Origin of the sequence: Bremerella alba, assembly GCF_013618625.1 — a bacterium.
GTDB classification, from domain to species: Bacteria; Planctomycetota; Planctomycetia; order Pirellulales; family Pirellulaceae; genus Bremerella; species Bremerella alba.
Genome location: NZ_JABRWO010000002.1, coordinates 229,499 through 248,252, shown reverse-complemented (window position 1 = coordinate 248,252; position 18,754 = coordinate 229,499). Strand labels below are relative to the sequence as shown.

Below are 18,754 nucleotides of genomic sequence, written 5' to 3'. Positions count from 1 at the left end.
CGATGGGTGTCATCCGTGCGCTGGTTGTTTTGGGTTTGGTAGGGGTAGGTTTGAACGCCGTCGTTCAGGCAGACGAGCCAAGAGCCTGGGTGGATACACACGGCAATCAGGTGCCTGGCGAACTGGTTGATGTGACCGCCGATCAAATGGTCGTGCTGCGAATAGACGACGAAGAAGTTTCGATACCGCTGACGGTCTTTTCCGAGAACGATCGAAAGTACCTTCGCCAGCAGATGCCTGACAAGGTGTCAGAACCAGCAGAAGTCAAAGAGCTTGAGAGTAAGTCCCCGAGCAAGGACTTGAGCGGAGCGGACTTATACCAACCGCCCCGCAAAAACGAGAACATTCAATACTATTGTACCGGCTGCGACGGGGCCCTCTCGTCCAGCATTGGCGTGGGCGATCACTGCTCGCACTGCGGTGTGATGATCGAGTACGAAGAAGACGAATATGGCAACGTGGTGAGCGGGACCAAGCCTCCGTGGTTCGCACATTTACCGGTGCGAACCATCGGGTTCTTTGTCGTGTTCGTGCTGAGCACGGCCTGGAAGTTCCGCCGGATGCTACCGATTGGGTAGCATCGTTGCCAGCGAAAGTCCAACTACTTGGTATCCGACTTTTTCGCTTCGGCGACTTCGAAGCCAGCCTTTTCCCAGGCTTCTTCACCGAACAAAGCGGTCAGCTGCTCGTCCCCGTCCATGGTTTCGGCTTTGCCTTTGCAGTTGTTGCAGCAGAACTTAACCGTGGCTCCATCGACCGTCAGTTCCTTGTTCATCGGGCCGCCGGTGAAGGGGCAATGTTCCTGCTTGGCTTGTGCGGTGGCGACCAGCTGATGGTTGGCCTTAGCCATGACGGTTTTGTCTTTGGCTTCCAGCTTCTTGGTAAAGCCCTTGGGGCAATTGTTGCAGCAGAAGAAGACTTCGCCACCCTTGTATTCAAGCGACTTGTCGGCCTTAGCCGCCGCCTTGGGGTTCATGATGCACTTAACCCCTTCGAGGTCGATTTCAGCCGCGACCAGGGAAACCGCCGCAACCGCCAGTAAGGCCAAACCGGCAACCATAAAACGCGTTTTCATCAGAAAGAACCTTTCGCAGAAGGAATGAGCGCAGACAAAGGCTTCGTCGATTGCCCATATTATCAACAACATCCAAGAAGTGAGTCAAGAGAAATCGAAAAGAGACGAGGAACACCTTCTGACCCTTGGTTCTCGCTACTTCGACGAAGGCGTTTCAGGCAGCTTTAGTTTGGCAAGGTAAATGGACGTTTTGCCTTCGTGAGACGAGTAGTAGCTAACCCACAGTTTGCGATCGTGATCGACAATTCCGGGGTAGCTCGTATCGCCTCCGGATGGAAGGTCTGCCAGGGGGGTTAGCGTGGCTGTTTTGGGTTCGAGTTCCCAGACAGTAGTTTTCGCTCCATGAGTACGGCTTCGTCCGCCAACGATGAAACGGCCATCGTCGAGCTTTACGAGTTGTGGACCGCCGACGTAGGTGTTTGTGCTCTTCCACTGCCAGTCAGAATAGGGTGGTTTGGATGTGCCCAGTAACGCATCGTTGGGCTTGCCATCTCGGCGAATAAGGCAGAGGGCCGTATCGTCCTCAAGAAACACGAGTCCGGTCTCGTTCATGTAGCCGTCGATCTCAAAGTCTTGGCCAACCTGTTCAAAAGTCTTTCCGTCGGTGCTCTTGTAAAAACGAGCGGCTCGGGCACCTGAGGTGCCATAACCAATTCCGTAGGCATTGCCATTGTGCCAGGCAATTCGCCAAAGCCAGAAGTTCGGGTCGCCGACTTCGGTCGGAGTGCTCCAGTCTGTGCCGTCATCCGAGTACCAAACATACGATTGGTGCTTAGCGGCGGCCGGTTGATGCAGGGCACCTGCACCGGCAAGGCATAGTCGCCCATCAGGAGTGACGGAAATCTTCGCATCGCGTAGGTCGGCAGTGTCCGAGGTTATTAGCGCCGCCGATTTCCAGTTCTTTCCATCAACCGAACTTAGAACACGCAAAGCACCATCCTTGGAAACATGCTTTTGGCCCTCACGAAAGACACAGAACCATCGGTCTTGGAAACGGACCAAATCAGTGAATGCATTATGAGGAGCTTGGTCCCAGATCTTCTCGACGCTGATTATTTCGGCCTGAGGATTATCTGCCGCGAACAGCGGGGAAACGGCGAGGCTGACAGACCCTAAGGTCAGGCATAAAATCAAACAACGAACCATGCGGCGAGTTCCTTAAATAGGCAGGGCAGGAGGGGTTGTTTGGCAATCAGTTTTGCCAACGTTGGGGGTCTTGTCGGTAGTAGCCGCATAACGCTTGGAACATATCGGGGTCGTTCTGAGCGATTCGCTGGGGCTGTTGGAAGAAGGTTTCGGAAAGGACGGCGAAGCACTCTGCTTTATTGGTGGCTCCATAACAGTCGACCAAGGCCGATCTGCCGCGCTGGCAATCTTCAACCAATTGCTGGTAGGTATGTTCAAAGCAGTGGTTCCAGCGTTCGACCTCTTCATGAGAATCGATGGGCGGAATACCGTCGGCGACACGACCATTGAGCATGTCGATTTGATGGGCGAACTCGTGCATGACGAGATTGCGCCCTCCGTGGGTACTCTGGGCTCCGTCCACGATATCGGGGTGGGTCAAAATCACAGGGCCGCGGTACCAGGCTTCGCCCAGGCGATCGCTTTGCCCTTCGATGATAATACCAGCACCAGGCGAACTTTGGGACGTCGCTCGGTAGGCAGTGGGATAGATAAGAATCGATAAGACATTGTCGAAATACTCGTCTTCTAGTCCCAGGGTCAGCAGCCCGACTTGCGCCGCGACAAGCACTTTGGTTTCTTCGTCGACATGAAAACCATTGCAGCCTTCCCAGTTTTTTTCCTGCAGCAAGACCGCCATCGATTGGTGCAGGCTCGTTTTTTCGTCGGAGGTCAGCCGTGCGTATTGCCACAAGTTGTCGACTAAGATTTGCCGCCAAGGTTCAGGAAACGCGGCTTCTTTAATCCTTCGACGAGAGCGACTCTTGAACCAGGAGAATAACATGCAGCAAAACGAACCTTAAAGAAGCAGGGAGCCTGAACAAACGTCGCGTCAACGTTTGATAAGCGAAGACGAAGCGGATGTCAGTATCTCATTCGCATGGAATGATTTCAATCGACCTGGTTGAGCATTATGCTGAGACGGCCGCACCACACTGCCGAGGGCGGCAGTGCCACACGCTGGCTCAGTTCCCCGTGTTATGATTCTTCAGTAGGCTCAAGTTTTCACCAGAGCCCTTTCGCCTCCTTTGTTTTCTTCCATCGAGAACGCCAATGAAAAACCAACCACGCCAACGCTCGATCGATATGTCTCAGCCTGGAGCATGGGCCATGGTTGAATCTTGGTTTCTGTTCGCCATCTGCATTGGTTCCCTGTTGGTTGCTTCAGTTGTAGCCAACGACAAGAACAATCAGGTCTTTGGCGGCCTTCTCTTTTGTGGTGGAATGCTGGCGTTGATTGCGAGCATCCTGTTGTTCGATCGGTACAAACGCGAAGCGTCTTGAAACCGCGATGATCGCTCTGGAAAGAAAGCGAACGTAGCCCGCATTATTGCGGAGTCGCCCCGTCCCTGGCCGAACAAGACGACCAGGGGTTGAAATCATCTGGTGCCGGAAGAGCTAATTGCCCTTCACGCCCTTTTCAATCCGGGCCCCAACATCTGGGTCGATGTTCTTCCAATACTCAAACGCCCTTTGGAGTACTGGCTCGGTGACGTCTTGGCTTAGGTGGCCGACGACGTTCGAGACCAACCGGTCGCGAGCCGCGTCGTCCAAGACTTCACGGACCATGGTACCAGCCTGGCCCCAGTCGTCGTCGTCTTTGCGGAGCGTGTAGGCTGCCCGGACGAACTCGCCGTCGGCGCTCCAGACTTCGGTTTCTGGGTTACGCGAAGGATCGGCGGCGGGGCCTCCTTTCGAGTTCGGGGCGTAGACCGGGTCGGTTACGTTTTGCGTTCGCATCGCGCCATCCTTGCTGTAGCTATGGAAAGGGCACTGCGGCTGGTTGACCGGGATCTGCTTATAGTTGACCCCCATCCGGGCACGGTGGGCGTCCGAGTAAGCGAACATGCGGCCTAGCAGCATCTTGTCGGGGCTAACGCCGATGCCGGGGACGATGTTGTTGGGCTCGAAAGCGGCCTGCTCGATCTCGGTGTGGAAGTCGGTCGGGTTGCGGTTGAGCGTGAGCTTGCCGACTTCGTGCAGAGGATAATCGCCGTGCGGCCAGACCTTGGTCAGATCGAACGGATTGAAGCGGTAAGTCTTCGCTTCCTCGAACGGCATGATCTGCATCTTCAACGTCCAACTGGGGAAGTTGCCTTCTTTGATAGAGTTGAACAGATCGCGGCGATGGACGTCGGAATCTTGCCCGGCCATTTTTTCGGCTTCGTCCTGGGTGTAGAAGTCGATGCCTTGGTCGGTTTTGAAGTGGTACTTCACCCAGAAGCGTTCTCCTTGGTTGTTGACCCACATGTAGGTATGGCTGGAATAGCCGTTCATGTGTCGCCACGTTTTGGGAATGCCCCGGTCACCCATCAACCACGTGACCTGATGAGCCGATTCTGGCGAGAGGGTCCAGAAGTCCCACTGCATGTCATGGTCTCGCAGGCCGTTGTCGGCGCGGCGTTTCTGCGAGCGAATGAAGTGTTGAAACTTCAGCGGGTCGCGGACGAAGAAGACCGGCGTGTTGTTGCCGACCATGTCGTAGTTGCCGTCGGTGGTGTAGAACTTCAGCGCGAAACCACGTGGATCTCGCCACGTGTCGGGGCTGCCTCGTTCGCCGGCCACGGTCGAGAAGCGAATGAGCGTATCGGTCTTGGTACCTGGCTGAAAGACGGCGGCCTTGGTGTACTTGCTGACGTCGTGGGTGACTTCAAAGTGGCCGAACGCGCCCGAGCCTTTGGCGTGCGGTTGCCGCTCGGCGATGCGTTCGCGATTGAAGTTGGCCATCTGCTCGATCAGGTAGTGATCGTGCAGCAAGATGGGGCCGTCGGGGCCCACGGTCAACGAGTGCTCGTCGCTGGGCACGGGAATGCCGGCGTCGGTGGTGGTTGGTTTCGGCTTGTTGCTGGACATGAATGTCTCCCGGGTGCCTGTTGTTGGGGTGGAATTGAATTGCCTGATCGCGCGAATGCGTCCTCAGGCGTGCGGGTTGATCGTGGGAGCGGTGACAAGGCGTATTTTAGACAATACCGCAGAGAGTAAAGCAAACCTAACACGTACAGAAGAGTTAAAACGAGGAACCTTGGTCGCGATGGTTAGAAATTATTTTTAGCATGCAGGACAATTACTGAGCAAGCTTAAGACGACGAGTGATCACGGCACGAGAATGGAAAAAGACTTAGGGTGCGAATCACTTTTTGATTCGCACCCCATTGAATTTGCTTCGGTTTTGGCACGCCGTGATTAAAACAACGGAGCGAAGCCCGCTTCGCGGCGGCAACTGGAAAGCTGTGCCAGGTGGAAACCGAAGTGGTTGGTCAGCAGCAGGGTGATTGTATCCCCGGCCGTTTTGATCGGCGTGCCGTCGAACAGGCCGATGCCGTGTGGCTGGGCAAGAATCTCGGGCGTGGCGTTGTCGAGGGCAAACTTCTGTAGCTGCGTGTAGGCGTTGGTGACGGCGTCGACGAGCGTTTGCTTGGTGAAGGCGGTTTCGGCGGGGACTTCGCCAGAACTGCCTGGGGCGAACAGCGGCATCCATTCAGAGTGCTGCACCGAACCACCAAAATACTGTTGTCCCATTTCGCCAGTCAGTGCCAGGTGACCCATGATCCAGACCGGCGGATGGGCGTGCCCGGCCCCTGGCTGATAGAGAGCAGCCTCGGGGATGTCGGCCGCGATCTTTTGAAATCCGGCGAGCTGAAATTGGTTGATCGCAACGGCGCTACTTAGCATGGCATCTCTCGTATGGCATAGGTTGTTGGTGGTGCGGGCGCGCAGTCCCGTGTTGGGCTGTACGATGACATCGGCGTAACTAGGTTACAACAAATTTGTTCGCACCGGGTTGCTGGCAGGGCTATCTTAAGGGCAATTCTCGCGAGTGCCATCACGGCGATCCATTATGGGAGTGAAAATGGCTAGATACCGCGCACTTCAGCAACTGCTTTCGACGGCTCTTCACAATTCGCCAGGGAAGAAGGCCCTGCGATCTGGCGAACGTGTATTTACCTACGAAAAGTTAGATCACGAGATACGGATGGTAGCGGCAGGGCTCTGCGAGTTGGGGATTGTCCAAGGTGACCGCGTAGCCTGGCTTCTACCCAATGGCCACGAAGCCGTTTTGATGACGCTGGCCTGCTACCGCGTGGGGGCGATCGCCGTTCCTTTGAACTATCGTTACGTCACCGAAGATATCGCTGATGTCGTGGCCCGCACCGAGGCCAGCCTCTTGGTCTATGCCGCCGAGCGTACCGATGTGGTGAGGCCGGTAGTACAGTCTCAGCGCATCGCGTCGGTTGTTGCCAGTGGGCCAGCCGAAGAGGGCAGGCTATTTGCGTCGCTGCTTTCCGCAGGCTCACTGGACGAAGAGGCCTCGGTTGCCGCCGAAGACCCCGCACTGATCCTATTTACTTCCGGCAGCACTGGGCATCCTAAGGGGGTCGTGCACTCGCACGAAGGGGCCTTCAGCGCGATCGATCAATCGCGACGGTTGTTTGATTTCACCCCCGCCGATATCGTCCTGGTTGGCAAGTCGATCAGTCACGCCGGTGGGCTGCAAACGCAGATGCTGCCAGCATTGTTAGCCGGCGGCGAAGTCATTCTGGAAAGCAAGCCGACGCCGGCTCAGGCAGTTGAAATGATCGCCCAGCATGGCGTTACCGAGTATGGCATGCTGGCCAGCGACTTGCTTGATTTCATCGAGTACCTGGAAGAAAACCGGACAGCATTGCCAACGCTGAACAACGCGATCGGTTCCGGCGATAGTGTGCCGGCCGATTTGCATCACCGCTTTTGCGACCTGCTGGACTGGGAAGTCATGGAAGGTGCCGGCATGACCGAAGTGGGCAGCTATTACTCGGCCAATCCTCGCTACGGCAATCGCAAGTGGGGATCGTTAGGGGTTCCCACGCCTGGAACGCAACTGCGGATCGTAGGCGACGACGGCGCTGACTGTGAAGTGGGCCAGCACGGAGAGATTGTCGTGCGAATGAATTCGGCGACCATCGGTTATTGGAACGATCCAGACGCGACGCAGGAGCTCTTTCGCGACGGTTGGCTCCATACGGGCGACCTTGCTTACGAAGACGCCGATGGGTACGTGTGGTTTGTGGGACGCAAGAAATTGATGATCGTTCGCCGCGGTTCAAACATTGCTCCGGCAGAAGTCGAAAACGTGCTCGACGAGCATCCGGCCGTGCATGCGTCGATTGTGGTGGGCGTAAGCGATGTGCACGATGGACAAGTCCCGGTTGCGTGCGTGGCGTTGTTGAACGATCACGAGGATTCGACCGAACAAGCGATCGGCCAGTTTGTGCGGCAGCATCTCGCTGCGTACAAGAACCCGGTTCACTATCTCTTTTTCAAGCAATTGCCGCGGACAGGCACCGGCAAGTTCAATCGGCATCAATTGCAAGAGCTGGCCGAACGGCAATTCGGCATCGAGGCGGACTAAAACAGGCCGATCATGCTGCCCGGCACGCTGGCTACCTTACCGCCGGGCCACATTTCAATAAGCTATGGGTAGAGAAATCACAGCGCACCCCAGCAGCAAGACGGAGCGTACCAGGCGCATGCACGGAATTCTAAACATCAACAAGCCGGCCGGTAAGACATCGCGTGATGTGGTCAATATCATTCAGCGGTTGGTGCGGCCGGCCAAGACAGGCCACGCCGGCACGTTAGATCCGCTGGCGACCGGGGTGCTGGTTTGCCCGGTGGGTCATGGGACGAAGCTGATCGAGTTCGTCCAACGAATGCCCAAGACATACGAGGCGTGCTTTCTACTGGGAAGGCAAAGTGAAACCGAAGATGTCGAAGGCGCCGTGCAGATGCTCGACAATCCTCCACAACCCACGCGCGACGAGATCGACGCCGTGTTGCCCAACTATGTGGGAACCATTCAACAGGTGCCACCGGCATTCTCGGCATTGAAAGTTGCCGGAAAGCGAGCCTACGACCTGGCTCGCCAGGGAAAAGAAGTGGAACTGGCCAGCCGCGAGATTGAAGTGCATGCCATTGAGGTGCTGGCGTACGACTATCCACAGCTTCGCGTGCGGATCAAGTGCGGCAGCGGAACCTATGTGCGTTCGTTAGGAAGAGACATTGCACGCAACCTGGGAACCGAAGCGGTCATGTCCGAGCTGGTACGCACGGCGATCGGGCACTTTCAGATCGAGGATGCGATTCACCCCGACGATCAGCTAAGCCAAGCAACGCTGGTCAGTGCGCTTCAACCGACCTCGTTGGCGGTCACGCAACTGGCCCAGGTGACCGTCGATCAAGAGGCGATCGTGCGGTTGGTCCAGGGGAAATTGCTGGAGGTGACCGCGCCTGACCAGGCAGAGCAGGTCGCGGCGATGACCGAGTCAGGCGATCTGGTGGCGGTGCTGGTACCTGGCAAAGAAGGCGGGTGGCGGTCGATTCGCAACTTCGCCAACGACTATCTGTAACGATTCTATCGAATCTACGGCAGATGTCGGATCTGAGTGTTAGCGAATCGCGCTTAGGTTCGCAAAACGAACTGCGGCTCAATCGCTAGCAAAGCCGAAGGAGGACAGTGGAGCGCTGTTACTCAAGTGTGAACTTGGGCCGGTCGCTATCGTTCTCTCCCAGTTTTCCGGCACCGTGCATGTTCGAAGAACGAAGTATCCAGCGAGACTTGTTCGCCATTGGATTGTCAGCGATGACAATCTTTCTGGTGTTGTCGCTGCTGTCGTATCGCGCGGATGATGCGATCGGCGAACTGCCGGCACCTTTCTCGGCCATCTATCAGCCCGATCAGGTCGCCTATCCGCAACCGCATGAAGTACACAATCTGTGTGGTGGCGTGGGCGCGTTGGTCGCCGACTTTCTGCTGGTAAGCTTGGGGATCGGGGCCTACTTTGCCGTGGTCAGCCTGGCCGCGTTTGATGTTATTTTGCTGATGCGAAAAGAAATCACGTCGCCGGCCGCACGATTGATAGGCTGGCTGATGACTCTCACCGGCATTACCACGCTGGTGACGATTGTCATTCCGGGGGCATCGCCAGGCCCGATCAGCAGCTCTGGCGGACGTTTGGGCCTGGTCGGTCAGCAGTTTCTAAGCGAACACTTCGCCACCACTGGCGCAGTCATTTTGTGCATGGCCGTGACGGCATGTGGTTTGTTGCTATGCACCGAGTACGAGCTGGTCCGTCTCACCGTGTGGAGCTTTCTTAAAGCCAAGGAAAAGACCCAGGCCGGAGCCGTTGCCTGGAAGTCGCGTCGCGAGCGTCTGAAGGAAGAACGCAAGGCCAAGCTAATGGCTGAGTTCGGCCTTGATGGTGAAGAAGGGGAATACGAAGAAGAAGCCGAATACGACGAACAAGGCGTACGCATCAAGATTGGCGGCCGTCAGATCAAGACCGATGTCGACAAAGAGATTGCGTTCGAGGACGGTGAAGAGGTCTTCGAAGAAGAAGCGGCCGGCGACGAGGAAGTCGAAGAAGATCAGGTTGAAGAGGAAGAAGAGTACGAAGAAGAAGTCGAAGAGGAACAGGACGAAGAAGCAGCCGACGAAGAGGTCCCCATCACGCGTGTCGATAAGCCGGAAGAGTCGCCTCTTTCAGTCCGAAACCGCAGCAGCAAAAAGCAGCAGCAGGACGAGGCACGCAAGAACGTCATGAGCGAACTGGATAGCGCTGCCAATGGCGGGGCGAATCCGAAGAACTACGAGCTTCCGCCGATTGAACTATTGATTGAAAGCGATGACTTCTCGTTCGACGAGCAAGAACGCGAAGTTCGCAAGAAGGCCAAGGTCCTGGAGAAGACATTCCTTAACTTCGGCTTCAATGTGAAGGTGGTCGAAATCGAGACTGGCCCGGTCATCGCTCAGTACGAAGTCGAACTCGAAGCAGGCCTGCGGCTTTCCAAGATCACCGGCCTGGCCGACGACCTGGCGATTGCCTTGCGGGTACCGAGCGTGCGTATTGTGGCCCCGATCCCCGGTAAGAATACCGTCGGCATCGAAGTGCCTAACGACGAACGCCAGATGGTTCGCCTACGCGAGGTGATGGAAGAAGCCAGCGGCCGCATCGCCAAGATGAAGGTGCCGATCTTCCTGGGTAAGGACGTTTCGGGAAATTCGCTGGCGGTTGACCTGGCTTCGCTGCCTCACCTTTTGATCGCCGGTCGTACGGGTACCGGTAAGTCGGTCTGTTTGAACGCGCTGATTACCTCGATCCTTATGACGCGTCGCCCAGATGAAGTGCGAATGCTGATGATCGACCCGAAGATGGTCGAGCTCTCTTGCTATCGCACGCTGCCGCACCTGATGCACCCGGTGGTGACCGACATGAAGAAGGCCGAAGCCATTTTGGCTTGGGCGGTCGAGAAGATGGAAGAGCGATACCAGTTGCTGGCCCAGGTAGGCGTGCGGCACTTAAGCGGATTCAATGCGCTCGAAAAAGAAGAGATCTGGGAACGCATGGGGGCCGAAGACGAGGGCGAACGCAACAACGTCGCGACCCACTTGCCGTACATCGTGATCGTGGCGGACGAAATCGCGGACATGATGATGACGGCCGGCAAAGAGGTCGAGCAGCACATTATTCGCCTGGCACAAAAGTCGCGTGCGGTCGGTATTCACCTGATTCTGGCCACGCAAAAACCAACCGTCGACGTCATCACCGGTTTGATCAAGTCGAACCTGCCGGCACGTATTTCCTTCCAGGTTGCCAGCCGAACGGACAGCCGTGTGGTTCTCGACGAGATGGGGGCCGACAAGCTACTGGGTAATGGTGACATGCTGTTCCTCTGGCCAGGCACCTCGACCCTGATGCGTGGTCAAGGTACGTATCTATCGGATGAAGAGATCAACCGCGTGGTCGAGTTCGTCAGCACGGGCGAACAAGACTTCGTGAAAGAGCTTGTGCAGCTAAAGGTCGAAGACGGCGCGACCGCCGATCCGGCCAAAATGAAGAAACGCGACGAGCTGTACGAGCAAGCCGTCGACGTGATTATCGCCGAACAACGCGGCAGTGTGTCGCTACTGCAACGAGCCTTGGGTGTGGGCTACGGACGTGGTGCCCGGCTGATCGATTTCATGGCCGAAGACGGGATCGTGGGGCCGTACAACGGATCGCAAGCCCGCGAGGTTGTGATCACCCAAGAAGAATGGGAGCTGATGAAGTCGGGGCAATCAGCCGGCGGAGAAACGGTCGTCGTCGAAGAAGAACCCCCAGCCCCCAAGACGAAACGCTCGAACAAGATCCGCCCTCACGTAGTTGAAGACGAAGAGGAAGTCGGCGAAGAAGCCGAGTACGAAGAGGTTGAAGAAGACGAAGAGGCGGAATACGAAGAGGAAGAAGTCGAGTACGAGGAAGAGGAATACGAAGAGGGTGAAGAGGAGGAGTACGAAGAGGAAGACGACGAAGAGGAAGAGTACTACGAAGAGAGTGCTTAGATTCGCCGCTTCGACACGGATCAAGAAACAAAAAAAGGCTACCGAGGATGTCTCTTCGGTAGCCTTATTTTATGGTTAAACGGAACTAACGCTTCGTCGTAACTTCAAAGTTGAGTTCATTCCTGCCGGGCAAGACCTCTGCGTTCAGTTCGGTCTTAGCATTGTAGCGGATCGGGATTCTGACTTTCGCTTCCGATCCGGAAGGAACGTCAATCCGTACACGGTATTTGCCCAGCGAGGCACCCTCTTGGCTGGCCGTGTATTGAAGTTCATAGTGCCCTTGGTCATCGGTGAAACCGATTGCCGGTCGACCGCTTTCAGGTTCGAAGGTGACTTCCAGCCCTTGGGCCGGTTGTCCGTCGACGGTGACGATTCCTTCCACCGTGGCGAAAGAAGGATCGCTTCCAACACAACCCACACTGCCCAGCAGGGCAACACAGGCCACCAAGGTTATCCAACGAGATATCATAGAGCTTCCTAACTTAGGATGTTTGGGTTTGTTATTTAGGGAAGTTCAAACGGTTGGCCGTCGTTGCGAACGCCTAAAAGTTGGTAAACGCCGAGGTTCGCTGTGTTGTAGTGGGTCGGATCGGGGTTGTCCCAGTAGAAGTCGCTTGTGCGGTATTCGATCGTTTCCGGCACAAAGCGTACTGAACCATCAACCATCAGAAACTGCGAACCACCTGGGTGCAGGCTGCCGAACCCTTTGCCGTTGTGATCGGCACCGGCGACCGTCGAGCGGTTCATCGGTTGGGCGAAGCTGGCTAGAACGTCCATGACCCCCTTGGGCCATTTACGCGATGCATTCATCGTGCCAGCCCAAACACCTCCACGGCGAGCGTTACGGCCAGTCGAACTCGCCGTAAGATCGACGTCGGCTCCGTCTCGTTCACCCACGAAGATCGTGTTGCTGGTACCGTCGGTCACGTCGCGCATCTTAATTCCACTGTTACCGTGAAACATGCCATGCGACTTCTCGGCCTGCATGATGTGGACCAAGCCTTCGTTGCCGATATAGTTCGACGTGCCGATGTTCTCGCTGTTGCTGCCATAGGTAGGCCATGGGTTTTGGTCAGGCATCGTATCGGAAGGGCAGCGATAGCCGTCGATAGGTGTCTTTACCAAAGCCAGGCAGTCCGCGTCACCGATGCAGTCGGTCAGTCGCTGTTTCGTAACGCCGATCTGATCGTGCATCGAACCTTGTTCGATGAACGGCAGAATCAACGCACCCCACGACCAGCGGACGTTGCTGGTCGAGTCGTACATGAATCCACTAGGGAACGCTTGGTACGTATCGTGGTAATTGTGCAGGGCTAAGCCTATTTGCTTGAAATTGTTAGAGCACTGCATCCGGCGAGCGGCTTCGCGGGCCTGTTGAACTGCTGGCAAAAGCAACGCGATCAATACACCAATAATCGCAATCACCACCAACAACTCGACCAGGGTGAAAGCATAGCGACGAGATGAAGCCCGCCGGCGCGCACCGCGTACGCAGAAAGATGGGGAAAGGGAACGCATGGGGGGCTCCTGTCAGCTAGGCAAAGGGTAGGTGCTGTACGGATGGGGCATAACCTAACAATTAGTATACTACTTATAGTTAATTGCTCCTTGGCAGTAAATGGCGGTGCGACTTCTAAGCGTATGGCGGAAGCACTGAATGATGCGTTGCTGAAAAATCTGGTTGATCACTAAGGTTAATGTATTAAAGGACTTATGGCGTGATTCTGCCCGCCTGGCAGTGAAGCCTAAGTGCTTCACTGGGAACTGGTCGTAGAGTCGACACACTGTTACCTACTGACGTTTTTTAGAGGGAAACGAGCTTGAAGTGATCGAGGTGTGTCTTCCGGGGATTGGGTGATTTCTGGCGGAGGACTCTCGACAGGGCACAACTTGACAGTTCTTATTGCCACACCTAAACTTACGACTTCAATAAACTTACAAATAGCCCTTCGGGGACACCATGTCGCAGCCCGTTACTGTCATTACCGTAGTAAGCATGATGAGCATTGTGGGAGACCCCACAACCTTGGCGTAGGGACTGCGAACACGAATGATTCAAAGGTAAGCCCTGACGCCACAATGGTTTCAGGGCTTTTTTGTTGAACCGATGCGGCAGGCTTGCCACGTGCGTCGGTGCCACTAGAGCGGATCGCCCCATGAAAAAGATCGAAATCTACGACACAACCTTGCGAGATGGTGCCCAAGGAGAAGGCGTCAGCTTCTCTCTTCAGGACAAACTAGCCATTACCGAGCGTCTGGACGAAATTGGGGTCGATTACATCGAAGGGGGTTATCCTCTTTCCAACGAGAAAGACGCCGAGTACTTCCGCCGCGTTCAAGAGATGGATCTGAAGCGGGTTAAGGTCTGTGCTTTCGGCATGACCCGTCGCAAAGGGATGCAAGCCAAAGACGATCCCGGCATGCAGGCCCTGCTGAACTCGGGCGCACCGGTGGTGACAATCGTCGGCAAGACGCACGACTTCCACGTGACCGACGTGCTTCGCGTGACGCTGGAAGAAAATCTGGCGATGATCGCGGACTCGGTCGGCTTGGTCGCGGCCCAGGGGCGCGAAGTAATCCACGACGCCGAGCATTTCTTCGACGGCTGGAAGGCAAACCCCGAGTACGCCGCCAAAACGATTCAAGCCGCCGCTCAGGCCGGGGCACGGATGGTTGTGCTGTGCGATACCAACGGCGGCAGCCTGCCGGAAGAAATCGCCGAGCTGACCAAAGCGGCGATCGACGCGTTAAGCGAATATGGCGTCCCTGTGGGCATTCATACGCACAACGATGGCGACCTGGCCGTGGCCAATGCCCTGGCCGCCATCGATGCCGGAGCCCAGCAGATCCAAGGCACCATCAATGGGTTTGGCGAGCGCTGTGGCAACGCCGATCTGATCTCGTGCGTGGCGAACCTCGCACTGAAGAAACAGGGCTACGAAGTCCTCGGCGGTGACGGCCTAGAGCATCTGACGGAACTGTCGCGGTTCGTTTACGACACGGCGAACGTCAATCGCCGCAACAATCAGGCGTTTGTCGGCCAAAGTGCGTTCGCCCATAAAGGTGGGATGCACGTGCACGCGGTTAACCGGGCAGCTTCCAGCTACGAGCATATCTCGCCGGAAGCGGTCGGCAACGAACGCCGCGTGCTGGTCAGCGAGCTTTCCGGACGCTCGAACATCATGGCCCTGACCAACAAGATGAATATCGAGCAAGACCGCGCGGTCATGGATAAGGTACTGGCCAATGTGGTCGAACTAGAAAACCAAGGCTTTCAGTTTGAAGCGGCTGAAGCGTCGTTCGAGTTGCTGGTTCGCAAGACGCTGGGAACCTTCAACCCGCACTTTCGTACGCTCAAGTACCATGTCGAGGTGGAAGATGTCGTTCATTATCAAGACCTGGAATTGACCACCGAAGCGACCATCAAGCTAGAAGTTGCCGAGACGATCAAGCACGAGGTGGGCGAAGGTGATGGCCCGGTCGACGCGTTGAGTGCCGCCCTGCGTAAGGCCCTGCTCGGGACCTACCCGAACCTCGACCAGATGAAACTGGTCGATTACAAGGTGCGTGTCGTCAACAGCGAAGCTGGCACGGCTGCCCGCACGCGTGTGCAGATTGAATGCAGCGACGAGCAAGATGTTTGGGGCACCATTGGCGTCAGCGAAAACATCATTCAGGCCAGTTGGAATGCCCTGGTTGATGCCGTTGAATACAAGCTTCACAAAGACGAAGTGGCAAGCATTAAGCCGGTTGATTCCGCAGTCGCAGCCACGAACCAATAGAACAAGTTACGTCAGCAATACAGAGCTGGAATCGGCAAGGGATTCCACTTCCGGTCATGTCCCCTCGCCCCCGTCTGCGGGCGAGAGGATTGAAAACTGAACACTGAAAACTAATTGCATAGCGAGTCATACTGGTGGCGTTCTCCGCTCAGGATATTCCCAACCGATTTGATTTTTCGATCTCGCCCAAAATCTACGAATACTGGGAATCGCAGGGATTCTTTCATAGCGAGCCCGACCCAGACCGCGAGCCATTCACAATTGTCATTCCACCGCCGAACGTGACCGGCGCGCTGCATCTGGGACACGCGCTCAACAACACGCTGCAAGACGTGTTGATTCGCTATAAACGCCTGAAGGGTTTCAACACGCTGTGGATGCCCGGTACCGACCATGCCGGTATCGCCACCCAAGCTGTGGTCGAACGCCGGATCTTCGAGTCGGAAAAGAAAAGCCGACACGACCTGGGCCGCGACGAACTGGTCAAGCGAATCTGGGATTGGAAAGATCAATACGAGACCCGCATTCTCGGCCAGCTTAAACGCATGGGCAGTAGCTGCGACTGGGAGCGGACCCGGTTCACGCTCGACGACACGTGTGCCCGGGCTGTGCGGCGGACCTTCTACGATCTGTTCGCCAAGCAGTGGATCTACAAAGGGAAACGGCTGGTCAACTGGGATACGTTCCTGCAAACGGCCGTGAGCGACGACGAGGTCTTCCACGAATCGACCGACGGTAGTTTCTGGCACTTCAAGTACCCGGTGATCGACCCGCAGCCAGGCGAACCGAAGTTTGTGACGATCGCCACGACCCGGCCCGAAACCATGCTCGGCGATACGGCCGTGGCCGTGCACCCCGATCCGGCCAAGGCGCTCGATACCATCGAAGCCGAACTGAAAGAGAAGCTGAAGGAAGCCGCCGGCAAAGATAAGCCAGCGATCCAGGAACAGCTGGACCAGATTACTCAGCGCCGCGAGACGATGCTGCCGCAGTTGATCAAGCTGCGCGATATGGCCCTGGATGGTCGCAAGCTCATGCTGCCGCTGATCGATCGTGAGATTCCGCTGGTGGCCGATCAATGGGCCAAGCCTGAGCTTGGTTCAGGCTGCGTGAAAATCACCCCGGCCCACGATGCGAACGACTATGAAGTCGGGCGTCGTCAGGAGTTGCCGATGATCAACATCTTGAACTCCGACGGCACGCTCAACGAGACGACCGGCGAATACATCGGGCTGACCATCCCCAAGGCCCGACAGGCTGTGGTCGAAGATCTCGACAAGCTGAACTTGTTAGAAAAGGTCGAAGATCGCAAGATCGAACTGGCCTATTCCGATCGCAGTAAAACGCCGATCGAGCCGTACCTGGCCGATCAGTGGTTCATCAAGATGGACCAATTGGCCCAGAGCGCCATGGACGCTGTGAAAGACGGCCGCGTGAAGATCTTCCCAACGCGGTACGCCAACGGCTACCTCGACTGGTTGAGCGAAAAACGCGATTGGCCGGTCAGTCGTCAGCTATGGTGGGGCCATCAAATTCCGATCTGGTCGCAGGAATGTGCTTACAAAGACGAGCACGACGCCCTAGTCGCCAAGTTGGAAGCCGATCCTGACATTCAAAGCGGCAAGGCCAACTTCCAGGTCGAGCGTGACGAAGAGCTGGAAGTCGCCGAAAAGACCGGCACCATCCAAGGCGCGGTGCGCGTGACGATGCCGTACGCCCAGGTGCATGTGTGCATCGCCGACGAAGACGAGACCCTCGCCAAGAAGTACGAGGCCATGGGCTTCGTGCGCGAAGAAGACGTGCTCGATACCTGGTTTAGTTCGGCCCTGTGGCCCCATTCGACCCTCGGTTGGCCAGAACAAACGCCAGAGCTGGCGTACTATTACCCCACCAGCACGCTGATCACCAGCCGCGATATTATCACGCTGTGGGTGGCTCGCATGGTGCTGGCCGGTATCAACAATATGGGCGAAGTGCCGTTCCGCGAAGTGTTCATTCACCCGACCATTTTAGATGGTCTGGGCGAGCGTATGAGCAAGTCGAAGGGGAACGGCGTGGATCCGCTCGACGTGATCGACAAGTTTGGTGTCGACTCGCTCCGTTTCGGTTTGGCTTATCTAACCACCGAAACGCAAGACGTGCGGATGCCGGTGCAGTTCGAGTGCCCGCACTGCGGCGCATTGATCGATCAGACCAAGAAGAACCGTCAGTTACCGCGTGTCGAGTGCAAGAAGTGCCACGAGCCATTCAGCACGCAGTGGGCGGAAACAGCCGAAGACAAGGCCTTGCCGCGTGGTTCCGTGGTCAGCGAACGCTTCGAGCTGGGGCGTAACTTCTGCAATAAACTGTGGAACGCGGCCCGGTTCACCATGCTGAACCTGGAAGGCTATACGCCGGGTGACGTGTCGTCCGACGAGATGCAGTTAGAAGACCGCTGGATTTTGTCGCGGTTGTACACGGTGAGCCAAGAGGTGACGCGGTGCTACGAGAGCTACGGCTATTCCGACGCGGCCCGGGCAACGTATGACTTTGCTTGGGACGAGTTCTGCAGCTTCTACGTGGAAATCCTCAAAGAGCGTTTCCAGGACGAAAAGCAGCGAGCCGCCGCCCAGCGAGTGATTACCTACGTGCTCGACGCGATGCTGCGGCTTCTGCACCCGATCATTCCGTTTATCACCGAAGAAATTTGGCAAACGCTCGGCAAGATTGCTCCCACGCGTGGCATCGAATCGCCTGCGGAAGCGACCGAAAGCATCATGCAATCGACTTGGCCCGAGATCGACGCCAAGTGGGAAGACCGCGCGATCGAGCGTCAGTTTGCCGTCTTCGAGGAAACGCTCGGCAGCTTGCGAGAGATTCGCAGTCGCCAGAATATCGTCCCGAAGGATACGATCGAATTCGTGATCCGCTGCGACGAGCCGACCGCCAAGCTGTTGGAAACGATGTCGCCGTACTTCCTGTCGATGGCCAACGCCAAGAGCTGCGGCCTGGGTAAGGACGTGGCCGTGCCGGAAACCAACGCGACGATCACGGTAGGGGATATGGAGATCTTCGTCGACCTGAAGGACTTCATCGACGTCGAAGCCGAGATCGAGCGGAACGAAAAGCACGGGCAAAAACTTCAGCAGTTGGTGACCGGCAAGGAAAAGAAGCTTAGTAATGAAAGCTTCGTCGCCCGGGCCCCAGCCGACATCGTAGCCCGCGAACGCGAGAGCCTGGAACAAGCCAAGCAGGAACTGGAACGCACCCAGGCAGCGTTAGCCAAGCTGCGTGAGTCGGCGGCGAAATGATTTTCGCTTGAGGGTGGCCCAGAGATTCGTCTCTGGGTGGCCGCAGGCTACAAGCGGTTCATGG

General features: G+C 56.4%; 14 protein-coding genes. 7 read left to right on the top strand and 7 right to left on the bottom strand.

Annotation, left to right across the window (positions count from 1 at the left end; translation table 11 throughout):
• The first annotated feature begins 2 nt into the window (after nt 1-2).
• Entirely contained in the window at nt 3-578 is a 576-nt protein-coding gene (locus tag HOV93_RS04185; RefSeq protein ID WP_207395209.1) for a hypothetical protein, read from the top strand.
• A gap of 23 nt (nt 579-601) precedes the next feature.
• On the opposite strand, the gene HOV93_RS04180 is transcribed toward HOV93_RS04185, so the two are convergent.
• From HOV93_RS04180 to HOV93_RS04170, 3 genes are all read right to left on the bottom strand, one after another.
• Nucleotides 602-1,075, bottom strand: a complete 474-nt coding sequence (locus tag HOV93_RS04180; protein WP_207395208.1) for a hypothetical protein — start codon at nt 1,073-1,075, stop codon at nt 602-604.
• A gap of 135 nt (nt 1,076-1,210) precedes the next feature.
• Entirely contained in the window at nt 1,211-2,221 is a 1,011-nt protein-coding gene (locus tag HOV93_RS04175) for a sialidase family protein (RefSeq protein WP_207395207.1), read from the bottom strand.
• A 46-nt stretch (nt 2,222-2,267) separates the two neighbouring features.
• Nucleotides 2,268-3,044, bottom strand: a complete 777-nt coding sequence (locus HOV93_RS04170; protein ID WP_207395206.1) for a M90 family metallopeptidase — start codon at nt 3,042-3,044, stop codon at nt 2,268-2,270.
• 269 nt (nt 3,045-3,313) lie between these two features.
• Here HOV93_RS04170 and HOV93_RS04165 point away from each other — a divergent pair, with 269 nt between their 5' ends.
• Nucleotides 3,314-3,544: a hypothetical protein gene (locus tag HOV93_RS04165; protein WP_207395205.1), complete on the top strand. Its 231-nt coding sequence runs from the start codon at nt 3,314-3,316 to the stop codon at nt 3,542-3,544.
• 114 nt (nt 3,545-3,658) lie between these two features.
• On the opposite strand, the gene HOV93_RS04160 is transcribed toward HOV93_RS04165, so the two are convergent.
• Nucleotides 3,659-5,113 (bottom strand): catalase, encoded by a 1,455-nt coding sequence (locus HOV93_RS04160; protein ID WP_207395204.1) that lies wholly within the window; start codon nt 5,111-5,113, stop codon nt 3,659-3,661.
• A gap of 330 nt (nt 5,114-5,443) precedes the next feature.
• Nucleotides 5,444-5,932: a hypothetical protein gene (locus tag HOV93_RS04155; protein ID WP_207395203.1), complete on the bottom strand. Its 489-nt coding sequence runs from the start codon at nt 5,930-5,932 to the stop codon at nt 5,444-5,446.
• A 178-nt stretch (nt 5,933-6,110) separates the two neighbouring features.
• On the opposite strand from HOV93_RS04155, the gene HOV93_RS04150 reads away from it, so the two are divergent.
• The 3 genes from HOV93_RS04150 to HOV93_RS04140 all read left to right on the top strand — a co-directional run bounded on the left by HOV93_RS04150 (nt 6,111) and on the right by HOV93_RS04140 (nt 11,618).
• Nucleotides 6,111-7,649: a class I adenylate-forming enzyme family protein gene (locus tag HOV93_RS04150; protein WP_207395202.1), complete on the top strand. Its 1,539-nt coding sequence runs from the start codon at nt 6,111-6,113 to the stop codon at nt 7,647-7,649.
• Between the two features lie 118 nt (nt 7,650-7,767).
• A complete protein-coding gene (gene truB / locus HOV93_RS04145) occupies nt 7,768-8,646 on the top strand; it encodes a tRNA pseudouridine(55) synthase TruB (RefSeq protein WP_207395201.1) in 879 nt (292 codons plus the stop codon).
• A 179-nt stretch (nt 8,647-8,825) separates the two neighbouring features.
• On the top strand, nt 8,826-11,618 hold the full coding sequence (locus HOV93_RS04140) for a DNA translocase FtsK (RefSeq protein ID WP_207395200.1): 2,793 nt from the start codon (nt 8,826-8,828) through the stop codon (nt 11,616-11,618).
• A gap of 85 nt (nt 11,619-11,703) precedes the next feature.
• Here HOV93_RS04140 and HOV93_RS04135 read toward each other — a convergent pair whose 3' ends face one another.
• Nucleotides 11,704-12,087: a hypothetical protein gene (locus HOV93_RS04135; RefSeq protein WP_207395199.1), complete on the bottom strand. Its 384-nt coding sequence runs from the start codon at nt 12,085-12,087 to the stop codon at nt 11,704-11,706.
• A gap of 35 nt (nt 12,088-12,122) precedes the next feature.
• On the bottom strand, nt 12,123-13,136 hold the full coding sequence (locus tag HOV93_RS04130; protein ID WP_207395198.1) for a DUF1559 domain-containing protein: 1,014 nt from the start codon (nt 13,134-13,136) through the stop codon (nt 12,123-12,125).
• A 638-nt stretch (nt 13,137-13,774) separates the two neighbouring features.
• On the opposite strand from HOV93_RS04130, the gene cimA reads away from it, so the two are divergent.
• Complete coding sequence (cimA, locus tag HOV93_RS04125) at nt 13,775-15,400, top strand: citramalate synthase (RefSeq protein WP_207395197.1); 1,626 nt, start codon at nt 13,775-13,777, stop codon at nt 15,398-15,400.
• Between the two features lie 131 nt (nt 15,401-15,531).
• Nucleotides 15,532-18,690, top strand: a complete 3,159-nt coding sequence (locus tag HOV93_RS04120; RefSeq protein WP_207395513.1) for a valine--tRNA ligase — start codon at nt 15,532-15,534, stop codon at nt 18,688-18,690.
• The last annotated feature ends 64 nt before the right edge of the window (nt 18,691-18,754 follow it).